This window comes from Varibaculum cambriense DSM 15806 (genome assembly GCF_000420065.1).
Classification (GTDB): domain Bacteria; phylum Actinomycetota; class Actinomycetes; order Actinomycetales; family Actinomycetaceae; genus Varibaculum; species Varibaculum cambriense.
Window position 1 is genome coordinate 241,021 of record NZ_ATUF01000003.1, and the last position, 21,254, is coordinate 262,274.

Annotated in this window: 22 protein-coding genes and 1 riboswitch; of the genes, 15 read left to right on the forward strand and 7 right to left on the reverse strand. The window is 55.0% G+C overall.

Features of this window, described 5'->3' with window-relative positions; translation table 11 throughout:
• Positions 1-140: 140 nt before the first annotated feature.
• The 5 genes from F605_RS0106145 to F605_RS0106165 all read right to left on the reverse strand — a co-directional run bounded on the left by F605_RS0106145 (position 141) and on the right by F605_RS0106165 (position 2,992).
• The gene (locus F605_RS0106145) at positions 141-587 is read right to left on the reverse strand and encodes a hypothetical protein (RefSeq protein WP_022865021.1); all 447 of its coding nucleotides are present in this window, start codon (positions 585-587) and stop codon (positions 141-143) included.
• Between the two features lie 2 nt (positions 588-589).
• On the reverse strand, positions 590-1,117 hold the full coding sequence (locus tag F605_RS0106150; RefSeq protein WP_022865022.1) for an O-acetyl-ADP-ribose deacetylase: 528 nt from the start codon (positions 1,115-1,117) through the stop codon (positions 590-592).
• On the reverse strand, positions 1,108-1,629 hold the full coding sequence (gene msrA, locus F605_RS10220; RefSeq protein WP_022865023.1) for a peptide-methionine (S)-S-oxide reductase MsrA: 522 nt from the start codon (positions 1,627-1,629) through the stop codon (positions 1,108-1,110). Before msrA ends, F605_RS0106150 begins: the two co-directional genes overlap by 10 nt.
• Before the next feature lie 323 nt (positions 1,630-1,952).
• Positions 1,953-2,219: a 30S ribosomal protein S20 gene (rpsT, locus tag F605_RS0106160; protein WP_022865024.1), complete on the reverse strand. Its 267-nt coding sequence runs from the start codon at positions 2,217-2,219 to the stop codon at positions 1,953-1,955.
• Positions 2,220-2,560: 341 nt separating this feature from the next.
• Positions 2,561-2,992, reverse strand: coding sequence for an RNA-binding S4 domain-containing protein (locus F605_RS0106165; RefSeq protein ID WP_022865025.1), 432 nt, complete (start codon positions 2,990-2,992; stop codon positions 2,561-2,563).
• Between the two features lie 172 nt (positions 2,993-3,164).
• Here F605_RS0106165 and F605_RS10225 point away from each other — a divergent pair, with 172 nt between their 5' ends.
• From F605_RS10225 to hemW, 4 genes are all read left to right on the forward strand, one after another.
• Complete coding sequence (locus tag F605_RS10225) at positions 3,165-4,754, forward strand: LLM class flavin-dependent oxidoreductase (protein WP_022865026.1); 1,590 nt, start codon at positions 3,165-3,167, stop codon at positions 4,752-4,754.
• Between the two features lie 69 nt (positions 4,755-4,823).
• A complete protein-coding gene (gene lepA, locus F605_RS0106175; protein ID WP_022865027.1) occupies positions 4,824-6,671 on the forward strand; it encodes a translation elongation factor 4 in 1,848 nt (615 codons plus the stop codon).
• 3 nt (positions 6,672-6,674) lie between these two features.
• Positions 6,675-7,541, forward strand: a complete 867-nt coding sequence (gene trmB / locus F605_RS0106180) for a tRNA (guanosine(46)-N7)-methyltransferase TrmB (RefSeq protein ID WP_022865028.1) — start codon at positions 6,675-6,677, stop codon at positions 7,539-7,541.
• Positions 7,538-8,842: a radical SAM family heme chaperone HemW gene (gene hemW / locus F605_RS10230; protein ID WP_022865029.1), complete on the forward strand. Its 1,305-nt coding sequence runs from the start codon at positions 7,538-7,540 to the stop codon at positions 8,840-8,842. Before trmB ends, hemW begins: the two co-directional genes overlap by 4 nt.
• Here the strand turns inward: hemW and F605_RS0106190 are convergent, their stop codons facing one another.
• Complete coding sequence (locus F605_RS0106190) at positions 8,843-9,730, reverse strand: DUF3097 family protein (RefSeq protein WP_022865030.1); 888 nt, start codon at positions 9,728-9,730, stop codon at positions 8,843-8,845.
• 21 nt (positions 9,731-9,751) lie between these two features.
• Positions 9,752-10,555 carry a glutathione S-transferase family protein gene (locus F605_RS11055; RefSeq protein WP_051132125.1) on the reverse strand — a complete coding sequence of 268 codons (804 nt, stop codon included), beginning with the start codon at positions 10,553-10,555 and terminating at the stop codon, positions 9,752-9,754.
• A 94-nt stretch (positions 10,556-10,649) separates the two neighbouring features.
• Positions 10,650-10,771, forward strand: a riboswitch (FMN riboswitch).
• 70 nt (positions 10,772-10,841) lie between these two features.
• On the opposite strand from F605_RS11055, the gene ribD reads away from it, so the two are divergent.
• The 11 genes from ribD (at position 10,842) to era (ending at position 21,104) form a co-directional block, all read left to right on the forward strand.
• Positions 10,842-11,909 (forward strand): bifunctional diaminohydroxyphosphoribosylaminopyrimidine deaminase/5-amino-6-(5-phosphoribosylamino)uracil reductase RibD, encoded by a 1,068-nt coding sequence (ribD, locus tag F605_RS0106200; RefSeq protein ID WP_156005309.1) that lies wholly within the window; start codon positions 10,842-10,844, stop codon positions 11,907-11,909.
• Positions 11,894-12,493 (forward strand): riboflavin synthase, encoded by a 600-nt coding sequence (locus F605_RS10240; RefSeq protein WP_022865033.1) that lies wholly within the window; start codon positions 11,894-11,896, stop codon positions 12,491-12,493. The genes ribD and F605_RS10240 overlap by 16 nt, the downstream gene beginning before the upstream one ends.
• Positions 12,486-13,730, forward strand: a complete 1,245-nt coding sequence (locus tag F605_RS0106210; RefSeq protein WP_022865034.1) for a bifunctional 3,4-dihydroxy-2-butanone-4-phosphate synthase/GTP cyclohydrolase II — start codon at positions 12,486-12,488, stop codon at positions 13,728-13,730. Before F605_RS10240 ends, F605_RS0106210 begins: the two co-directional genes overlap by 8 nt.
• Before the next feature lie 43 nt (positions 13,731-13,773).
• The gene (ribH, locus tag F605_RS0106215) at positions 13,774-14,247 is read left to right on the forward strand and encodes a 6,7-dimethyl-8-ribityllumazine synthase (RefSeq protein WP_022865035.1); all 474 of its coding nucleotides are present in this window, start codon (positions 13,774-13,776) and stop codon (positions 14,245-14,247) included.
• A 149-nt stretch (positions 14,248-14,396) separates the two neighbouring features.
• The gene (hrcA, locus tag F605_RS0106220) at positions 14,397-15,422 is read left to right on the forward strand and encodes a heat-inducible transcriptional repressor HrcA (RefSeq protein WP_022865036.1); all 1,026 of its coding nucleotides are present in this window, start codon (positions 14,397-14,399) and stop codon (positions 15,420-15,422) included.
• Positions 15,423-15,446: 24 nt separating this feature from the next.
• Entirely contained in the window at positions 15,447-16,553 is a 1,107-nt protein-coding gene (dnaJ, locus tag F605_RS0106225) for a molecular chaperone DnaJ (protein ID WP_022865037.1), read from the forward strand.
• Positions 16,553-17,335, forward strand: a complete 783-nt coding sequence (locus F605_RS0106230) for a 16S rRNA (uracil(1498)-N(3))-methyltransferase (RefSeq protein ID WP_022865038.1) — start codon at positions 16,553-16,555, stop codon at positions 17,333-17,335. Before dnaJ ends, F605_RS0106230 begins: the two co-directional genes overlap by 1 nt.
• Before the next feature lies 1 nt (position 17,336).
• On the forward strand, positions 17,337-18,296 hold the full coding sequence (locus F605_RS10245; protein WP_022865039.1) for a PhoH family protein: 960 nt from the start codon (positions 17,337-17,339) through the stop codon (positions 18,294-18,296).
• The gene (ybeY, locus tag F605_RS0106240) at positions 18,293-18,748 is read left to right on the forward strand and encodes an rRNA maturation RNase YbeY (RefSeq protein WP_022865040.1); all 456 of its coding nucleotides are present in this window, start codon (positions 18,293-18,295) and stop codon (positions 18,746-18,748) included. Before F605_RS10245 ends, ybeY begins: the two co-directional genes overlap by 4 nt.
• Before the next feature lie 2 nt (positions 18,749-18,750).
• Positions 18,751-20,046 (forward strand): hemolysin family protein, encoded by a 1,296-nt coding sequence (locus F605_RS0106245; protein WP_022865041.1) that lies wholly within the window; start codon positions 18,751-18,753, stop codon positions 20,044-20,046.
• On the forward strand, positions 20,043-21,104 hold the full coding sequence (gene era / locus F605_RS11545) for a GTPase Era (RefSeq protein ID WP_022865042.1): 1,062 nt from the start codon (positions 20,043-20,045) through the stop codon (positions 21,102-21,104). Before F605_RS0106245 ends, era begins: the two co-directional genes overlap by 4 nt.
• The last annotated feature ends 150 nt before the right edge of the window (positions 21,105-21,254 follow it).

The window sequence follows — 21,254 nt, forward strand, 5'->3', positions numbered from 1 at the left end:
TCCCGTACTTTGTATCGGTGACGCACGGGAGAGAGATTTTTCCTCCCGCCCAAGAATTCGGAAAACGTCGCTACGTTTTCCGAATTCTTGGGCCCACCGCGCCTACTCGGATAAAATCTCTCTCCCGCGCATTTAGCTAGCTACTTTAGCGCTCTAGTTCTTCTTGGGGGGGGAGTGGGGTTGGGAACCGATCCTTTTTTGGAACGCGGACGCACCATGGCCTGCAGTCCTTCGCCAGAAACCGCCAACCAGTAGAGGTCAAACTGTCCGAAAGTAGCGCTGCGTAGCTGGGTGGGGTCAGCCACCGGAGATAGCAAACGCGCAATCACCATGTCGGAAGCTCCCAGTTTCCGTAGCAAGCTGGAGAAGGTCTTAAAACTGGCAGTTTTGCCGATTCCGGCTACTGCTATAGAGGAAAAATCAGGTTCACACTCGTAAAAAGAACGCTGATCCTGGGGGATACACTCGTTAAAGGCTTCCCCCAGGATTTTCTTGGCGGCTTCACTATTGTGACTACGCCGGTAACGTAAAATTGTCCAACCGGCGACGATCCCGACAATAACTCCCAGTAAGATCCAAAGCGCCATACTTATCCTTCCAATGCCGACAGTGCCTGTTGATAAACCTGCTGGTCTTTCCGACTAAAACAGCAGATCGTAACCGATTTTAAAGTGGAGGGGAAACTAGAAAAGTCTTTGATTTCTGCCATTGCAATCGTGGCGGCCTGGTCAATGGGAAAGCGGTATACCCCGGTTGAAATCGAGGGGAAGGCAATGGAGTGACAATGGTTCTCCGCGGCTAGATGCAGACAGTTGCGCCAACAGGCCGCCAGAAGCTCGGCTTCTCGGCTACCTCCGCCATGCCAAACCGGGCCAGGAGTATGAATCACATGCTTGGCAGGCAGGTTATAGCCGCCGGTGATTTTGGCCTCCCCGGTACGAGCTCCGCCCAGGGTGCGGCATTCTTGGAGCAGACCGGGGCCGGCCGCGCGGTGAATAGCTCCATCCACGCCGCCTCCTCCCAAAAGGGAAGTGTTAGCCGCGTTTACGATTGCGTCTACCTCCAGGGTAGTAATATCAGCTAAAATTACTTCTACCTGCAGATTTCCTAGTTGCATTTCATTAGTCCATTATCTTTAATCGAGCAGTATCCGAACGGGTTTTTCTCTAGATAACGTTGATGGTAGTCCTCAGCCGGGTAAAAGATGGGAAGCTGGGTGGCAGCAGAGATCTCGGTGACTGGCTCGGCTCCGTAGAGGTCTAAGATTTGGTTTTTAAACTCTGAAAGCACTCTTAGAGCTGTATGCTCTTGATCCGAAGTAGTGGGAAAAAGCTGGGAACGGTATTGGGAACCCACATCGGCGCCTTGCCGATTACGAGTAGTGGGGTTGTGGTGGGAGAAAAATACCTCTAACAGTTGGTGGTAACTGATTTGTTCCGGGTCGAAATCCACACGCACTGTTTCCGCATGACCGGTAGTGTCAGTGCAAACCTGCTGGTAACTGGGGTGTTCTAGGTGTCCTCCCATATAGCCGACTTCGGTTTGCTGCACCCCGCCCAATCCTGAGAAAAGACGTTCTGCTCCCCAAAAGCAACCCATTGCAAAATAAGCGGTTTCGGTGTTTCCCATGGTTTCAGTATAGAGGTCGAGAAGTTACTACTTCCGGTAGCAGTAGAGTATTTACTCCAGGAAATCGTCAGTGACCGGAACTAGCTGCGGATATTTGGGGCTGTGTCCGTCTCCAGAGGAGCGTTCTCGGGGGGGGGAAGTTCTACGGGACTTAGCCCACTGATGGTTCCCCGGATCCACCCTAAGCGCCCGTGATCCTACCCGCAGAGGATGTAGCCATCCGGGTTGGAAATAAAAAAATATCTCACCGCATGCGGTGAGATATTTTTCAGGTAAGACTCTATTGCGGAGCCTCTGGCCTGGTGCCAAATGCTCTTGAAGAGTTACTTCTCCATGGAGTTAACTAGCTTCGCCAGCTTCGACTTGCGGTTAGCCGCCTGGTTGCGGTGAATAATCTTCTTTTGCGCGGCACGATCCAGTTTCTGGCTGGCCACACGCAATTCAGACTCGGCTAGCTGGGCATCGCCAGCAGCCACCGCTTCGCGGGTACGACGTACCAGCGTTTTGAGCTCGGACTTTACCGAGCGGTTGCGCAAGCGGCGCTTTTCATTCGTACGAATACGCTTCTTCTGAGACTTAATATTTGCCAATGTTTCACTCTCTATGAGTATCCAATATGCGGTCCAGAGGGCTGAGCCGGATTCGGACTGGCGTGTGGGGCACGCTGGCAAGAAACCGGCAAGACTAAAGCCGACCGGGGCTAAAGTCTGCGAATCAGTTTAGCAGGCGCGAAGCCCTAGATGCTAAATAATTCGGTGGTGGTAACCAAGTTCACTCCTATGGCCGCCTCGTAATAGTTGCTTTCACCCCGAGCGCCCCCGGTGAATGCTCTCGAGTCTGCCTCGGAAAAGTTTGCCCCCAGTTACTAGTTTGATAAAGCCCGCGCCTCAGCTAGAAGACTTCGTCGGGGCTAGCTGCCAGAAGATCACCGCTAGCGGCGACCCTGGTTGGGGCTACGCCCTCGGAGCCGGTCTAGTTGACGACGTTCTTTCTTCGTGGGTCTCCCAGAGCCAGCTTCCCGGCGCGGCAGGGAAGGTAAATACAGCTTCGGAAGCCGCTCGGGAGTTAAATCTTCGTATGCTAAACGCGCTAGGGGATAGCTAACCCGCCGTTCCAATAACTGCTTGACCTGCAATATGTGGTCGAAGCCTCCGATCCGCACCACTACTTGGTCTCCGAGACGCACCGGCGAAGAGGCTTTAGCACTTTTCCCATTGATTTTTACGTGGCCAGCTTTACAAGCTTTAGCGGCTGCCGAACGAGTTTTATACTTCCGCACTGACCACACCCAAATGTCGGCGCGTACCGAACCGAGGTTAGCGGTTGCGTCCGCTTCCCCCTGGTTGCCTTCTGCTGTTGCCATCTGGTTTCTGCCGCTCCTAAAGTCACTAAGTCCTAAGTATTCCGATGTTTAGCGCGGTTTTTTATTTTTCATTCTAGAGGTTAGTGGTTCTGTCCCCCGCTTTGGACACAATTAGCGTAACCTTAAAGAAGAGGAATATTGTCCCGTGAGGGGTGTTGAGGAAAGGAATAAATTGGTACCTAATCCAATTCCCGCTGCCAAATTGGCCAATGGGCGGGTTCCTTTGAACATTTTGGAGTTGGCGCCGCTTTCTACCGGCATGACCCGGAAAGAAGCCCTGGACACTTCGCTAAATCTAGCGAAGAACGCTGACCGCTTGGGTTATACCCGCCTGTGGGTAGCAGAGCACCACGGTTCGCAAGTTTTCATGTGTTCAGCTTCTTCGGTAATAATCACTCGCGCCCTGGAAAACACTACTCGTCTGCGGGTAGGCGCCGGCGGGGTGATGCTACCTAACTGGGCTCCGCTTACGGTAGCGGAAACTTACGGAACTTTGCACACTATTTACGAGGGGCGCGTTGACCTGGGGCTAGGACGGGCTCCCGGTACCGATCCGGCTACGGCGCGGGCGCTGCATCGCGGCTCCAGTGAGCCCGCCTATTTCGAGGAAGATCTAGAAGAACTCGCCAGCTATCTTTCAGATCAAAAATCAGTGGTGCACTCCGGGGTAGTTTCGGGTGCCGAAGCCTCGATTCTCGGGATTGAAGTTATCGGTGTGGATCGCCCCTACACCCGGGTACGTGCCATTCCAGGGGAAGGCACCTGCATCCCTATGTGGATGTTGTCTTCGTCCTCTGCAGGCGCAAAAGTTGCAGCTGACCTGGGGATGCCCTATGTGTTCGCCGGCCACTTCGCTCCTTATAACATTGATGAGGCGGTAGAGATATACCGTCGGGAGTTTAACGCCAACGCCCCGACTGCCATGGTGGATCATCCGGTAGTGATGATGGGCATGAATGTAATGTGCAACGAGGACGAAGCGGAAGCAAAGTACCAATTCACTACTACCTACCAGGTACAGGGGAATGTGCTTTCCGGACGGCCGGGCACGCTCACCCCGCCCACCGATGACCTGGATGCGACTTTGGGTGAAAACTTGGCCGATCGGGTGCGGGCGCTGCCCTCTATTTCCGCGGTCGGTACCCCCGAGCAAGTAGTCGAAAAGATGGATTGGGTTTCCCGCAAATACCTGGTGGATGAGATCATCACCGTTACTCACGCTTACGACCCCGAGGTACGCATTCATTCTTTGGAGCTGGTGGCTGAAGCTTGGGGCTTGCCGATACTGCCAAAAGATGGGGAAGTAGAAGCTGCGGAGCCAACATCTCCCAGTCCGGAACCAGAAGTGGTAGAAATCTTCGAGGAGGAACCGGAGGGAAAACCGGTACCTCGACCTGGTGGGACGCGGAATCGCTCGGCAGTGTACGGGCCGGTGCATCGCAGTGAAAGAAAGAAGCCAGCGCTAAAGAACTCTGCCGCTAGTTCTGCGAAAGCAGCTACCGCTAGTGAGGATACCCCGGCAAAGAGAGCTACTGCCTCAAAAGCAGCGCCTGCTAAAAAGCCGGCAGCTAGGAAGAGCACTGCTGCTAAGAAACCTGCCGCCAGAAAAACCGCGGAGAAGACTCCCACGAAAGCAGCCGCTAAACCAAAACCGGAGGCAAAAACGGCAGATAAATCCGATGCTGCTAGTGAACAAGCAGACTCTGCAGCAAAGTCAACTACGCGCATCCGTACGCGGCGTAAGCCACGCCCTCGCAGTTAGGGTTTGGGGAGTTAAAGCAATAGGATAACGCCGAGAACACAGCGGGATTTTAATAGGAAGATAATAGTATTGGCTAACAGCGAGCGGGATTTAGGGATTGCCCCCGGTAACACGGATCCCCAGCGGATTCGTAATTTTTGTATCATCGCCCATATTGATCACGGCAAGTCTACGCTGGCTGATCGGATGTTGGGGGACACCGGGGTGGTCTCGGAACGAGAAATGCGTGAACAATATCTGGATCGAATGGATATTGAACGCGAACGGGGTATCACTATTAAGTCCCAGGCAGTGCGAATGCCTTGGCAGGTGGGGGATACCCACTATGTGCTGAATATGATTGACACCCCCGGCCACGTGGACTTTTCCTATGAGGTTTCCCGCTCCCTAGCTGCTTGCGAAGGGGCGATTCTGCTAATCGATTCTTCGCAGGGGATTGAAGCGCAAACCCTGGCTAACCTGTACTTGGCGATGGAACACGACCTGGTAATTATTCCGGTTCTTAACAAGATTGATCTTCCGGCGGCGCAACCAGATCGCTGCGCGGAGGAAATCGCAGGACTGCTGGGAGGTTCTCCCGAGGATTGCCTGCGGGTTTCCGCCAAAACCGGCGAAGGAGTGCCAGAGCTCCTGGATCGGATCGTAGCGGAGGTTCCGGCGCCTCAGTCCAGCAGTAAGGCACCGCGTGCCCTGATTTTTGATTCCATCTACGACACTTACCGCGGAGTAGTGACCTATGTGCGGATGATGGATGGCAGTCTCCAAAAGGGTCAGCGGGTAAGAATGATGTCCACTGGTTCTGAGCATGAGCTGTTAGAGATTGGGGTTATTTCTCCGGAGCCTACCCCAGCCGCCGGGCTCGGGCCGGGCGAAGTTGGATATTTGATTACTGGTGCTAAGGACGTGCGGCTATCTAAAGTTGGCGACACGGTAACCAGTGCCAAGGATCCCGCCAGTGAGATTCTGCCTGGCTATCAGGAACCTAAACCCATGGTTTATTCGGGGATCTATCCGGTAGATGGGGACGATTTCCCGGATCTGCGAGAGGCATTGGATCGGCTGCAGTTAAATGATGCGGCGATTACTTTTGAACCTGAAACCTCTGTGGCTTTGGGGTTTGGTTTTCGCTGCGGGTTTTTGGGGCTGCTGCACCTAGAGATCGTGAAGGAACGCTTAGAGCGGGAGGCGGGACTGTCGATTATCGCCACTGCGCCCTCGGTGATTTATCAGGTCACTCAAGAGGACGGCACGGAACTAGAAGTGACTAATCCTTCCGAATATCCGGATGGGAAAGTCTTGGACGTACAAGAACCGGTAGTGGAAGCCACCGTTTTGACCCCTAACGATTACGTAGGACGAATCATGGAGCTTTGCCAAGGCAGGCGGGGCACCCTAGGGAAAATGGAGTATCTATCCTCTGACCGGGTAGAGATGCATTATCGTTTGCCGTTAGCGGAGATCGTGTTTGACTTTTTTGACCAGCTGAAATCCCGGACGCGAGGATTTGCTTCCCTGGATTATCACGAGGCGGGTACCCAATCAGCTGACCTGGTGAAAGTCGATATTTTATTAAACGGCGAGGGCGTGGATGCGTTTAGCGCCATTGTGCATCGCGATGCGGCCTATGCGTATGGAGATAAAATGACGCGGCGGCTAAAAGATTTGATTCCCCGTCAGCAGTTTGAGATTCCCGTACAGGCAGCAGTGGGATCGCGGATTATTGCCCGGCAGACTATTCGGGCGCTGCGTAAGGATATGTTGGCGAAATGCTATGGCGGGGATATTTCCCGTAAACGCAAACTTTTGGAAAAACAAAAGGCAGGAAAGAAACGAATGAAAGCAGTGGGCGCGGTGGAAATCCCGAACTCGGCTTTCATTGATGCTATAACCCAAGATACTCCCACGGGAAAGGGGTAAATCATGAGTGAAGAACTATCTGAGCGCAAGGAAGCTGCAGAAAACCAGGGTTCGGAGGCAGAACTGGCGGCGAGTGAAGCCGGAGGGGAAACGTCCGATTTTGACCTGTCATCTCCGGAAGGCCGCTATCTGGCCAGGTCGAAGTCTTTTGTCTCCCGGGCACGTCAGCTTAGTGATTCTTTGCAACATACTTGGGACGCCCATGCCGGTGACTATGTGGTACCGGTACCTACTGGAGCTGGACATACCGCGGTGGCCGAGGACGCGAAGCCCCTATCGTTTAAACGGCTTTTCGATCGCAAAGCAGTAGTGCGTCTGGAAATTGGTACGGGTAATGGCGATCAGATTGTGTCGGCGGCGGTATCTCATCCAGATCGCGACTATATCGGGTTCGAAGTTTACCGCCCGGGAGTGGCGCAAACCGTGTCGAAAGCGGTTAAAGCTGGGGTGGATAACCTGCGGATTATCGAGGCTGACGCGGCTCAGGCATTACCGATTCTGTTCCCGGAAGGCTCTCTCGATGAAGTCTGGACTTTCTTCCCGGATCCCTGGCGCAAAACCAAGCACCATAAACGGCGCCTAGTGCAGGCCGAGTTTGCGGAAACGGTGGCGCGAGTACTGCGCCCCGGGGGAGTGTGGCGCCTGGCCACCGACTGGTCGGATTATGCCTTCCAGATGCGGGACGTGATTGAGGATTCCCCCTATTTCGAAAATCCTTATGCCGGAGTTAATCCCCATGAGGAAGACCCGGATCCGGGGCGTGGCGGTTTTGCACCCCGCTGGGAAGGGCGCGTGATGACCAAGTTTGAACGGCGCGCCATCGATGCGGGACGCGAAGTATTTGACCTGGTGGCGCAGCGGCTTTCGTGAGCGGCACCGCCAAGCTAACAGAGCTTTTTTCCGCAGCTAATGAGGGCGGGCGCTCGCAGCTTTCTCCAGTAGCGGGGGAGGGCGCGGCGCACGCTGATTTAAGGCAGCAGGCAGCCGGCTTTGCGGTCTATATTCATGTGCCTTTTTGCCGGGTGCGCTGCGGGTACTGTGATTTCAATACCTATGTGAACGGTTTTGGAGCTGGCGCTGACCGGGCAAGCTACCATGATTCGGCTCGCCGTGAGCTAGCGCTGGCTGCTCAGTTTTTGCGTCAGGAAAAGCTAGTTCCCCCGCCAGCGTCCTCAGTTTATTTCGGAGGCGGTACCCCCACCCTGCTCAGCGTGCGGGCGCTGCGGGCAATCTTGGAGGAAGTTGAGTCCACCTGGGGGATAGCTCCGGGCGCCGAGGTTTCGATTGAAGCTAATCCGGACACGATAACTGCGCAGGTAGCGCAGGAACTAGCAGCCAGTGGATTCACCCGCGTGTCCCTGGGAATGCAATCGGCGGTGCCGCAGGTATTGGCCACTTTGGAGCGGACTCATTGCCCGGAAAATCTTCCCCAGGCAGTAGCGGCTTTGCGTGGCGCTGGCCTCGCGGTGTCCCTGGATTTGATTTACGGGACTCCCGGGGAGTCTTTAGCGGATTGGGAAGCCTCGTTGCAGGCAGCCTTGGCCTTAGAAGTTGACCATATTAGTGTCTACTCTTTGGTGATTGAGCCCGGCACCAAAATGCACGCCCTAGTCGATCACGGAAAGCTGTCTCCGATCGATCCCGATAGCCAGGCGGAAAAATATGAAATGGCGGACTCGCTGCTAAAAGCGGCGGGTTTTAAATGGTACGAGATCTCCAACTGGGCTAGGCGGCAAGAGGGCGAAAAGCTTCCTAGCCCACAGATTCCGGATGCTACTTATTTGGCGAATGCATCGCGGCACAACCTGGCTTATTGGCGGGACTGGAATTGGTGGGGGATTGGGCCGGGCGCCCATTCTCATCTCGGCCAGGTGCGCTGGTGGAATCAAAAACATCCCCGCGGCTACGCGAGCCGCGTAGCCGCGGGTGACCTCCCAGTTCAAGACGGGGAGGTGGTCGCTGCGGCCAGTCGGGAACTGGAGCGGGTTATGTTGGGGCTGCGTACCGCGGCGGGAGTAAAAAGCTTGCGTGCAGAAGAACGAGCCCAGTTACCGGCGCTAGTGGCAGCGGGATATCTTGAAAAGGAGGCAGCAGGTCGCGGCGAAGCGATCCTAACTTTGCGGGGACGTTTAATGGCGGACTATGTTACCGGCCAGCTGCTGGGCTGGTAGCTAGCGGGTGCCGGCGGCGGTAACGAAATCGATTAGGGACTCGACCGGCCCTAAAAGACCCGGTTCCAGATCTCGCCAGTCGCGGACTTTCCGCAGAATATGTTTCCAGCCTTGAGCGATATCCGCCTGGTTTGCTGCCGGTAAGCCTAACGCTTGCAGACTGCCAACTTTGATATCCGTGCCCCGGGGTACCTCCGGCCAGGCGGATAACCCCAAGCGTTGCGGTTTTACGGCCTGCCATACGTCCACGAAGGGGTGTCCCGCAATCGCGACTGCGTCCTCTCCAAAAGTGTCAATGCACTGCTGGGTGATACGCGACTCTTTAGAGCCGGCAACCAGGTGATCCACCAAGGCGCCGATTCTTTCCTGCGGGGTAGGAGCAAACTCTGCCAGCCGCTCCTGCAGATGATCCACCCCGTCCAGGATCTCAACTACCACCCCCAGCTCTCGCAGGTCGTCACCCCAAACGTGCTCTACCAGTTCCGCGTCGTGGCGTCCTTCTACCCAAATCCGAGAAGCCCGCGCTACCCGGGCTCGCCGTTTATCCTGCTGCGGCGCGCGCCGCGAACCGGAGTTAGTGGCGGCACGACCGCTCACCAGTTTAGGAGCCTGATCGTTTTTGGCTGCCGGGGCGGGAGCCCGTAGTTCTACCGGTTTCCCGTCAATCCAAAAACCGGCTCCTAGGGGGAAAGCTCGCACTTTTCCGCGGCGATCCTCTAATTCCACCAAATACATGCCGCCGGCTTTATAGCAGCGCAACACGGCGCCTACAAAACCGGTCATCACGTCCTCAACTACCAGGCCGCGGGTAGCAGCCACCGGACGGGAAGCCGGGAGCTTCCGCCAATCATCATTAGCGAGGACGTCTTTTCCGTAGCGATCAAACACGCCCTTACTATAGGGGAAACTTCAGGCGCTACAGGCTACCGCCCCGCTAGAGTCTTCAGATTCGCCGCTCCCGGAATAGTTAGGATCCAGGGCCGCTGCCTCTTCCGGGCTCACCCACGCTGGCAACTGGCTTAGGCGTGAAAGATACTCGCTAATCGCCTCGAAATCACTCAAAATCTGGGGATCCGCAGAAGAAAGCACTTGGAAAACCACAAAAGCGCGAATATCGCTTTCGATGGGCTGCTGGCCAGTAAGGAACGGATTTTCCCGTAACATATCCTCCAGGCGCTCCAAAGTCAGCGAAAAGTTCCGCTGGGTTTGTCCGTCGGCTTCACCGTGAGAAACCGCCCAGGAAGGTGCCACCAGCTGTTTATTTAGCCAGGTATCGAGAGCATCGAGTTTTGCCCGCTCATTCTTTGGGTACAGATCCGGGGCTTCAAAATGACTGAAAGGTTTCCAAGCGGTGCAAAAATCTAGCAGCATATCAGCGGACTCGGTGGCCACAATCTGGTTATCACGCTGGGAATCTAGAATCACCGGTACGGTTTGCGGATCATCAGGCTCAAAAGTGGGCTGGCGGCGATATAGTTCGCGTGCCGAACGCACCATCAGCAGCGGGTCATAGGAATAACCATCCCGAATAAATTCGAAACCATCGGGACCGGAGCCGGTAGCGTAACGCACCCCGATTGCAGCCTCTAAACCTAAGAGCCGTCGCGCAATGGTCACCCGGCGGCAATAGGGGCAGAGGGGAGAAACAACTAGCAGGTAACGGCCGGCCTGTACCGGTAACTCTTCGCTACCAAAACGATAATTCGGGATCATAGAAAGCTCCTGTCCTGGGTTCAACTCTCATTATCGCAAATGCAGAGCGCCCTCGCGCGCTGAGCGAATCGAGTCAAAATGTGGCATAATAAACGGGTGCTCCGGGGTCGGTGAAAATCCGAACCGGCGGTAAAGTCCGCGACCCGCCCACTATGGGCGGCTGAACCGGTGAAATTCCGGTACCGACGGTTATAGTCCGGATGGAAGGCAGCACGGGCAGTTATGCCTACCTGGCGTCTGCGCGCGCCCAAGCCTCCTCGGAACACGCTCTAAACGAGGAGGATTTTTGTTGGCGCTTTCAATGCCCCCTAAGGCTGCGCTTACTCACGCTCTCGCGGCCGCCAGCAAAGCTGCCCTCCAAGGTCCGCGAACCGGGGGAAATCCCCAGGTGGGCTGCGCTATTCTTTCTCCTGCCGGTCGGATTATCTCGGTGGGATATCACCGGGGAGCTGGAAGTGCCCACGCCGAAGTAGACGCCCTCGCAAACTTGAAAGAGGATACCGGATCGGCTCCGCTAACCGCCGTAGTCACCTTGGAGCCCTGCAACCATAGCGGTAAAACTCCTCCCTGTACCCGCGCCCTGATTGAAGCGGGGATCAAGAATGTTATTTGGGCAGCCGATGACCCTAATCCGAAAGCTGCTGGTGGCGGGGAATATTTAAGAAGCGAAGGGATTAATGCCCAGCCTGCCAGCGAAGTAGGGATTGAGGAAAACGTCCTCGCTAAGGCCCGGGCAGTTAGCGCCCACTGGGTGCAGGCCATAAAGCGCGGCCGCCCCTGGACGATCGCGAAAGTAGCACAGACTCTGGACGGGTATTGCGTCGCTAAGGACGGGTCTAGTCAGTGGATTACCAACCGACTTTCGCGAGCCTACGCACACCGCATTCGCTCCGGTGTCGATGTAATTATTGCCGGCACCGGCACTGTCATTGCCGATAATCCGCAGCTGTCCGCGCGTCTAACTGATGGGCGGCAACTCCCGCATCAGCCGCGTCCCCTGATAATTGGTAGGCGCGAGATTCCCGCAGATTTTTACCTGGCGGGAAAAGCGGAACAGGCTCGCACCCATGACCTGAAAGCGGTACTTGAAAGCTGCTATCAGCGAGGAGAGATTTTTGCGCTCCTGGAGGGTGGACCTACCTTGGTAACCGCGGCACTAAAGGCTGGCCTGGTCGATGAACTGCATATTTATCTCGCTCCGCGGTTGTTAGGGGCGGGACGCAAAGGCATAGGGGACTTGGGGATTACCTCTTTGAACGGCTCGCGAGATTTTAGTTTGCGAAAGGTTAAAGAGCTAGGGGGAGATGTTTTCTTGGCGTTAGAAAAGGAAGGGGCAGCATGTTTACCGGACTAATCACAGAGGTAGGCCGCATCAAGTTTCTAAAGCAGCAAGAACAAGATCTCGAAATCGGGGTCGCTTGCAGTTTTGCCTCCCAACTAACCCCGGGAGAATCCGTGGCTACTTCCGGGATTTGCTTGACCGTGACCCGGATAGAAGACGATGCTTTTTTCGCTTACGCGATGCCGGAAACCGTAAAGCTCACCACCTTGGGGCAAAAGAAAGTAGGTGACCCGCTTAATCTGGAGCGCGCCCTCCTGCCTACGGATCGCCTAGGGGGACATCTGGTCGCCGGGCATATAGACGGCACCGGCACGGTAACTTCGCTAGAAGAAGGAGAGCGCTGGTTGGAGCTGCAGATTTCGGCTCCGTCCTCGCTACTTTCCCAGATTGCCCGCAAGGGATCGATTGCGATTGACGGAGTGTCCTTGACCGTAACCGCGGTGGGTGCCGATTACTTTAGGGTGGCGATTATTCCCGTCACCCGGGACCACACAACTTTAGGGACGCTAAAGGTTGGTTCCCTAGTTAACCTAGAGACTGATCAGATAGCGAAATACGTGGAACGTTTACTGGAGGCTAGTAAAACCAATGAGTGACTTGGTGCAGTTATTTGAGCGGGTCAGCGCGGCACTGCGGGCAGGCAAACCCGTTCTGGTTGCGGATTCCAAAGACCGCGAAAACGAGGTCGATGCGATTGTCAGCGCCCAAGAAGTTACCTCCGAGTGGATGGGGTGGATGGTGCGTTACACCTCGGGTTATATTTGTGCCCCCATGCCGGCCGAACGTGCGGATTTGCTAGGATTGCCGATTCAATGGCCGGCCAATCAAGACCAGCTACGCACTTGCTATACCGTTTCCTGTGATGCTGCCGAGGGGGTAACCACCGGAATCTCGGCTGCGGACCGGCGTACCACTTTGCGGGCTTTAGCCAATCCTGATGCCAGCAGTGAAGATTTGGTACGTCCGGGCCATATTCTGCCGCTGCGGGCGCGCGGTGGCGGGATATTTACTCGTGCGGGACACACCGAAGCCGCCGTAGATCTAATGAATCTAGCTGATTTGGTTCCGGTAGCGGCGATCGGGGAAATGGTGCACGACGACGGTTCTATGGTTCGCTATCAGGACTGCCCGGCAATCGCCGAAAAGTTCGACCTGGAACTAATCACGGTTGCAGAGCTGAAAGAATTTTTATCCCAGGTCAAATCCCCGGCAGATGTAGAAGCGATTGCCCGGGTTACCCAGATCGCCAGCGCGAAATTGCCGACAAGGTATGGGGATTTCACGGTACGTGCCTATCAGGATTCCGAATTGGGGACAGTACATATGGCTCTGATTTCCGAAAAGACTCCCGAGTCGACCGCGCTGGTGCGAGTGCATTCCGAATGTCTGACCGGGGAGTCTTTCGGTTCGTTGCGTTGTGATTGCGGGCCGCAGTTACAGCAAGCGATGAGACAAGTAGCAGCCGAGGGCGGCGCGATTATTTATCTGCGCGGACAAGAAGGACGCGGGATTGGACTAAGTGAAAAAATTAAAGCCTATGCGCTGCAGGACCAAGGACGCGATACCGCGCAGGCCAATCTTGATTTGGGGTGGCCAGTTGACCTGCGTGAATACGGCGCAGCCGCGGCGATTTTACGGGATCTAAAAATGACTGCTATCCGTTTGTTGACGAACAATCCGCAAAAGGCGCTGCTGAGTCAAGATGGGATTCAAGTAGAGGAAACCGTGCCGCTAGAAGTAGGGATCGATCCTCACAATATTGAATATTTACGCACTAAACAGCGACTGGGGCATACCTTCCACAATCTCGACAATTTCGCGGCTAAGAAATAGCTGCGGCGCCCTAAAAACAATCGACCGGTACTGAGGAGGAAAAATGGCTGGAGCGGGAGTTCCGGACCTGCACACTTTAGCTGCAGGTAAGAAAGTAGTGATTATTGCTACCCATTGGCATGAGCAAGTGATGGAGGGGCTCATCGCCGGGGCTAAACGTGCCTGTCAGAACGCGAAGGCGGACTTTGAAGTGGTGCGGGTTCCGGGCTCTTTTGAGCTTCCTCTGGCCGCTAAAGCCTATGCCGAAAGCGGGAAAGCTGACGCCCTGGTTTGCCTGGGGGTAGTTATTCGCGGGGGTACTCCGCATTTTGACTATGTGTGCGATGCGGCGACTTACGGCCTTACCAAAGTATCGGTTGAGTCCGCTATTCCCCTAGGGTTTGGTTTGCTTACCTGCGATAACGTAGAGCAAGCCCTGGACAGGGCCGGTCTGGAATCCTCTCACGAAGATAAAGGTTACGAGGCCGTGCAGGCGGCGTTAGCCATGGTGCAGGTCTTAGCTAAGGCTCAGAAGTAAGCGGCATTGTCTTTAGCTTTGCGCGAATCACCGGTTCCGGGTTAATAAGTAGCTGCCAATCAAGGTAGAGTTAGCAGTCGAGGTGGCCGAGTGCTGAAAAAGTTTTAAATGGGATTTAGCGCTATGGTTTTCCAGGACAGTGAGGAGATATGAGCCAGGCAAGTATCCGGCGCGACGACGTGTTAAGAGCTATCGTCACCGACTATGTGGAGACCGGTGAACCTGTAGGCTCTAAGGCGTTGGTAGATCGGCATGACCTGCGGGTATCCCCGGCCACGGTTCGCAACGACATGTCGGTGCTGGAGGAAAAAGGCTATCTGTATCAGCCGCATACTTCTGCGGGGCGGGTACCCACCGAAAAGGGATATCGCGCCTTCGTAGACCGGATTTCGGAGCTCAGCCCGATTACCGACGCGCAACGCCGCGCACTTGAGACTTTCGTGTTAGGCGCTGCTGATTTTGATGAAGTGGTCGAACGCACCGTTAGAGTTTTAGCTCAGTTGACTCGGCAATTAGCGGTGGTGCAGTATCCACATTTTGAACGCAGCGGTCTGCGTCATGTCGAGTTAATCCCCGTTGCCGAGTTCAAACTGTTAGTAATCGTGATTACCAATAGCGCCCGGGTGCAGCAAGCTACTATCGATACCCGCTATGAGCTAGATTCAGCAAGCGTTCGCTCTTTAGCGATACTCCTAAACTCCACTTTAGAGGGGATGGAAGAATCGCAAATATCCCAAGTGGAACCGGTTTTAATGGCAGGAGCCCGCCCCGAACAGCTCGAAGTGATCTCGCAGGTACTGCCGATTATTCGCGAGGCGCTTACCGGGGAACGAACCGAGAGGATCGTGATGGTGGGTGCGGGAAACTTGGTGCGTTCTAGCCCGGAGTTTTCCAGTTCGATTGGCTCTATCTTGGATGCCCTCGAAGAACAGGTAACTTTGCTGCGGTTATTCTCGGAGATCGACCAACAGGACTCACCGGTTACGGTGACGATTGGCTCGGAATCAGGGGAGCATTCCCTGTCAGAGACTTCCATCGTGGCGGGTGCCTATGGAGATAAAGAAAGCGGGGTCGCCCACGTGGGGATAGTGGGGCCGCAAAGAATGGACTATCCGCGCGCGATGAGCATCGTGCGGGCGGTTTCGCGGTACTTATCGCGGATGATGACCAGGTAGATTAGGAAAGAGGAAAAAGGATCCTTGGCTGATTATTACGAGATTCTAGGAGTTTCCCGGGACGCTAGTGAAGCGGAGATTAGGCGTGCGTACCGCCGGAAAGCACGCAAGTTGCATCCCGACGTAGCTGGGCCACAGTCAGAGGAGGCTTTCAAAGAGGTCTCGATGGCACACGAAGTCCTCTCTGATCCGGAGAAGCGTCGCCGCTACGATATGGGCGGTGAATCCGGTTTTGCTAGCTCCGGTATGGGAGACTTTTCGATGTTCTCCGATATTTTCGAGAGTTTTTTCGGAGGAGATACGGGCGGTGGCCCTACTCCTCGGGGGCGAAGAGGCGAGGATCTGCGCCAGCGTTTGGAAATCGCTTTAGAAGAAACGGTTTTTGGGGTAAAGAAGCAGGTACAGGTACGTACCGCCGTCCTGTGTCCTACCTGTGAGGGAAGCTGCTGCGCTCCGGGAACTTCCCCGCGTACCTGCCAGGTTTGTAACGGTCGGGGCTCGGTGACCCGCTCTACCCGCACTTTCTTGGGGCAAATGCAATCCACAGTGCCCTGTAGCGCGTGTGCCGGTCATGGTACCACTATCCCAGACCCCTGCCCCGAATGCTCCGGGGAAGGACGAGTGCGTACCACCTCTACTTTGCAAGTGGAGATTCCCGCCGGGGTACAAACCGGGCACAAGGTGCAGCTGCGCGGCAAAGGTGCAGTAGGACCGGGGGGCGGTCCCAGCGGGGATTTGTATTTAGAGATCAAAGTAAGCGCCCATCAGGTATTTTCCCGACAGGGCGATAACCTGGAGACCACCTTGCGGGTGCCGATGACGGCCGCTATTTTGGGGACCCAAGTTGACCTGGATACTTTCGACGGCACGCAAGAGATAACTATCGCAGCTGGCACCCAGCCCGGTCAGCAGATTCGTCTTCCTGGTCTTGGGGTAGGACGCTTGCAGCGAGAAGGCCGCGGCGACCTGATCGTAAACATTATGGTGCAGGTGCCTACCAATCTGGATGCTGCCCAGCGGGAACTGATTGAACAGTTGGCGCAGCTACGACAAGAAGATCGGGTAGAGCCCGAGCTGCTAGAAGACGGCGGAGTCTTCTCTCGTCTGCGGGAACGATTTGCAGGTCACTAATGTTTCTTCCGGTATTTTTAGGTGATGAATCCTGCCCGCCGCTTTCTGCCCTACAGGAGGGGGACCGCGGATCCCTTAAAGGTGCAGAAGCCGCCCACGCAGTCGGTTCCCTACGTCTAGGAATAGGTGACCCCCTCGACCTGGTTGACGCTAAAGGATTGCGCCTGCGCTGCCAGATACTCGCAACCGAGAAAAACTATTTAGAGTACAAAGTACTTCAGGTAATGCACCTATCTTTGCCGCGAACCCAGTTTGGGCTGATCCAGGCGCTTTCTAAAGGAGGGCGTGATGAACAGGCGGTAGAGTCGGCAGTCGAGTTAGGGATAAGCCGGGTGCGCCCCTGGGCGGCAGGGCGCTCTATTGTGCAGTGGAAAGGAGCCAAAGTGCAGCGGGGCGCCAAGAAGTGGGAGTCACTGCTGCAAGCGGCTGCGAAACAGTCGCGTCGCGCCAACTGGCCGCAGCTGGATCCGCTGGCCGATTCGCGGCAACTGCGAGATTCGATTGCCGCGAAGAGCAGCGAAGAAGAGTTTCTACTGTTAGACCCAGATTCTTCCCTCCCTCTTATCGAAGCTTGGGAGCAGGTAAGCTCGGCGAAAATGATACACCTGATAGTAGGGCCGGAGGGCGGGGTGAGCCCAGAAGAAACTGCTGATTTTTGTGCAGCTGGCGCGATTACTGCACGGCTGGGACCTACGGTATTACGTTCCTCAAGTGCCGGACCGGCTGCCTTGGCAGCGCTAGGACTTTGTAGTGGCCTGTGGGGCCGGAAGGAAGCACTCTAAAATGAGCGATGAGCTAACCCAGGTGGTAATGCCCGAAGATCTAGATCCGGTGTTGGTATTTGGCCCCGGAGACCAGGTGTTGCGGGCAATGCAAGATAACCTGCCGGGGGTACGGATTAACTCGCGCGGCAATATCGTAACTTTTCAAGGCAATCCTGGTGAGGCGCGGATGGGTGCTGATTTGCTGACCGAATTGATTGCGGCTGCCCGTCACGGTAATCCCTTATCTGCGGCGGCAGTCCAGCAGGCCTTAAGCTTAATGTCATCCCAAGAAACCTTGCCGGTACTGCGTACCAAACGCCGGCAGGTTAGGGCAAAAACCCCGGGGCAACAAAAATATTTAGAGGCGATCGCCAATAATCGGATCGTCTTTGGGGTGGGGCCAGCCGGAACCGGAAAAACCTACCTGGCCATGGCCAAAGCGGTGGAAGCCTTAGAATCGGGGGCGGTGTCCCGCATAGTTTTGACCCGTCCCGCCGTAGAAGCCGGTGAATCCCTCGGCTTCCTACCCGGCACCCTCACCGAAAAGATCGATCCCTATCTGCGTCCTCTTTATGATGCCTTGCGGGAAATGTTGGAACCGGCTGAACTGGCCCAGCTATTAGAGTCGGGAACTATCGAGGTGGCTCCCTTAGCCTATATGCGGGGACGTACCATCTCGCATGCGTTCATCGTGCTAGATGAAGCCCAAAACACTACCACCCAGCAGATGAAAATGTTCCTCACCCGCCTAGGGGAGGGATCCACTATGGTAGTGACCGGCGATATTACCCAAATCGACCTACCCCGGGGCAAACTTTCGGGACTTAAAGATGCTCGCAACGTCCTCACTGGAGTTAAAGATATCGAGTTTTGCTATTTGACCAGCGAGGACGTAGTGCGCGATAAGCTGGTAGGGCTGATTATTGATGCCTATGAGCGACATGCGAACACGGCAGAGGAAGGGGAGAAATACCGGTGAGCGTAGAGGTATTAAACGAAACTGAATATCCAATCGACGGGGAAGAATTCCAAGCACTTGCCGCCTATGTACTGGAGGCTATGCATGTATCTCCCTCCGCCGAATTATCCCTGATTTTCGTGGAACCAGATGCAATCGCCGCCCTGCATGAACGCTGGTTAGATCTAGAAGGCCCTACCGACGTGATGAGTTTTCCCATGGACGAGCTGCGTCCGGGAAGCGCGGATGCTCCCACCGAGGCAGGGATCTTAGGAGACATCGTGATTTGTCCGGAAGTTGCCCAGACCCAGGCAGCTAATGCCGGACACTCTTCCACCGAAGAAATGTTGCTGCTTACGGTGCATGGAATCTTGCATCTTTTGGGCTATGATCACGCCGAAAAGGATGAAGAAAAAGAAATGTTTGCTTTGCAGCGCAAGCTATTGCTGACCTTCTTAGCGGAGCGGGGCTGAAGTTGTTCTCCCAGATACCCGCCTCCGGGCTCCTGGCATTAGCCATCGTGCTAGTGGGGGTAGACGCCGTCTGGGCAGCGGCTCTGGGAGCCTTTCAAACCCTGTCTCATGCCCGTGCCCAAGACCTGGTTGAAGAGGGACGTCGCCGCGCGTCGCTAGTGCGCTTACTACTCGAAGATAGGGAACATACCGTGGCTATCTGCCAGTCTTGGCGTCTGTTTGCACAGGTATTAGCGGCTACCTGCATGACTTTGGCCATGGTCGGATTTGGTCTGACTTGGTGGGTGGCGCTCCTAGTCTCGCTCCTGGTATTGGGGGCGCTACTACTAATCTTTGCTACTTTTGCCGGTATGCGAGTAGGGCATTACCGTCCCGAAGCTACCGCTTTGTGGCTGAGCAAAATGGTCAATTTCGGACTGAAAGTATCGGTGCTTTACCGCCCCATAGAATGGATAGTACAAAAGATAGCGCCCCTCGGTCCGGCAGATGAGGCCGCTTCCCGTGCCGAAATAGCGGAAGATTTCCGGGAAATGGTCGATGAAATGGCCGAGGAAGAAAATCTAGCTTTCGAGGATGAAGATCGGCAAATCGTGCGTTCTGCTCTGGAGCTGGGGACTACTCTGGTTCGCGAAATTATCGTGCCGCGTACCGATATGGTGGCGGTAGAAACCACTACCTTGGCCAGAGAGGCCTTCGAAGTTTTCATTCAATCTGGTTTTTCGCGGATCCCGGTACTGGGTGAAGATGCTGATGATGTGCGCGGCATCCTCTATCTCAAAGATGTAATTTCGCGTTGTTTTTCTCGCCCCGAACTGATGGATTATCCGGTTCCTGAAATGATGCGCGAAGCCTTCTTTGTCCCCGAAGTGATGCTCGCTGATGACTTGATGCGGCAGATGCAAGCCGATGCTCCTCACATCGCGGTAGTGGTGGACGAATGGGGAGGCACAGTTGGTCTGGTGACCATCGAAGATATTTTGGAAGAGTTGGTCGGCGAAGTAACCGATGAGCATGACCGTGCCGAGCAAGAACCGGAGCAGCTCAGTGCCGATACTTGGTTGGTGCCCGCCCGTTTAGGTTTAGATGACCTCGCTGAACTGGTAGATCTGGAAATAGATGATGACGAAGTGGATACTGCTGGCGGACTGCTCGCCAAAGCTTTAGGAAAAGTGCCGCTGCTGGGATCACATGCCCAAACGAGGGGACTGGAAATTACGGTAAAAGAAGTAGCTGGCCGGCGCCGACAAATGGATACCCTATTGGTAAAACGTCTAGATAAAGAAACGGACGAGGAATGAGTGAACAAGAGATAAAATCGCCTAGCGAGCACCGCGCAGGATTTGTTTCTATCGTGGGTCGCCCTAATGTGGGTAAATCTACTCTAACGAATGCGCTGGTGGGGCAGAAGGTAGCGATCACTTCCTCGCGTCCGGAAACGACCCGCCATAACGTGCGCGGAGTAGTTCAGGGGGAAGATTACCAGCTCGTGTTGGTGGATACACCCGGGCTGCACCGTCCCCGCACGCTGCTGGGTAAGCGCCTCAACGATATGGTGCGCGAAGCTTTGGTAGATGTAGATGCGGTGGTATTTTGCGTGCCCGCGGATCAAAAGATCGGTCCGGGGGATCGCTATATTGCAGCTGAACTTAAAGAACTTAAGCTCCCGGTGATTTTGGCGGTTACCAAAGCGGATCTGGTTTCCAAAGAACGGATGGTGGCCGCGCTGGTAGCTGCAGGTGAACTGGGGGATTGGAAAGAGATTGTCCCCGTCAGTGCCAAACAGGGCGAAGTGTCGGTACTAGCGGATCAGATCGCTAAATATCTGCCGCCCTCTCCGCCTCTATATCCGCGCGACCAAGTAAGTGACGAATCGGTAGAAAAACTGATTGCGGAATTTGTGCGCGAGGCCGCCTTAGAAGGGGTACGCGAAGAGCTGCCACACTCGATTGCGGTGCAGGTAGAAGAAATTCTCTATCAGGGGGAAGACAGCGGACCACAGCTAGGGTACGGTACACACCGTGCCCCGGAAAAAGATAAAGACACTGAGGAGTCTGCGCAGGATGAAGCTGGTTCCGAGAGTGGGATTTCTCCTTCCGCTACTACTGTGGAGGGCGAGGCCGCTTCACCTCAAAAAGAAACCAAGCCTCTAGACGTGCATGTAAACGTGTTCGTGGAACGCGATTCCCAAAAAGGAATTTTGATCGGTAAGGGCGGCAGCCATATTCGGCGGGTGCGGATAAAATCCAAACGGCAGATTCAAAGACTGTTAGGTCAACCGGTGCAATTGCATCTGCATGTACGGGTGGCGAAGAATTGGCAGTCAGACACTAAAATGTTGGGACGTCTCGGATTCTAACTCTCTTCCTATGGGGATAGGTTCTATAACTCGCTATTATTCGGCGGCTGTTAGCTTCCGTAAAAATGCGTGTGGAAGGATTCTTGTAAACGTTTCCCCATATCGGAATTTTCCTGCTAGGATCTTTTACGTTAAGTTTCGGCGCGAGGA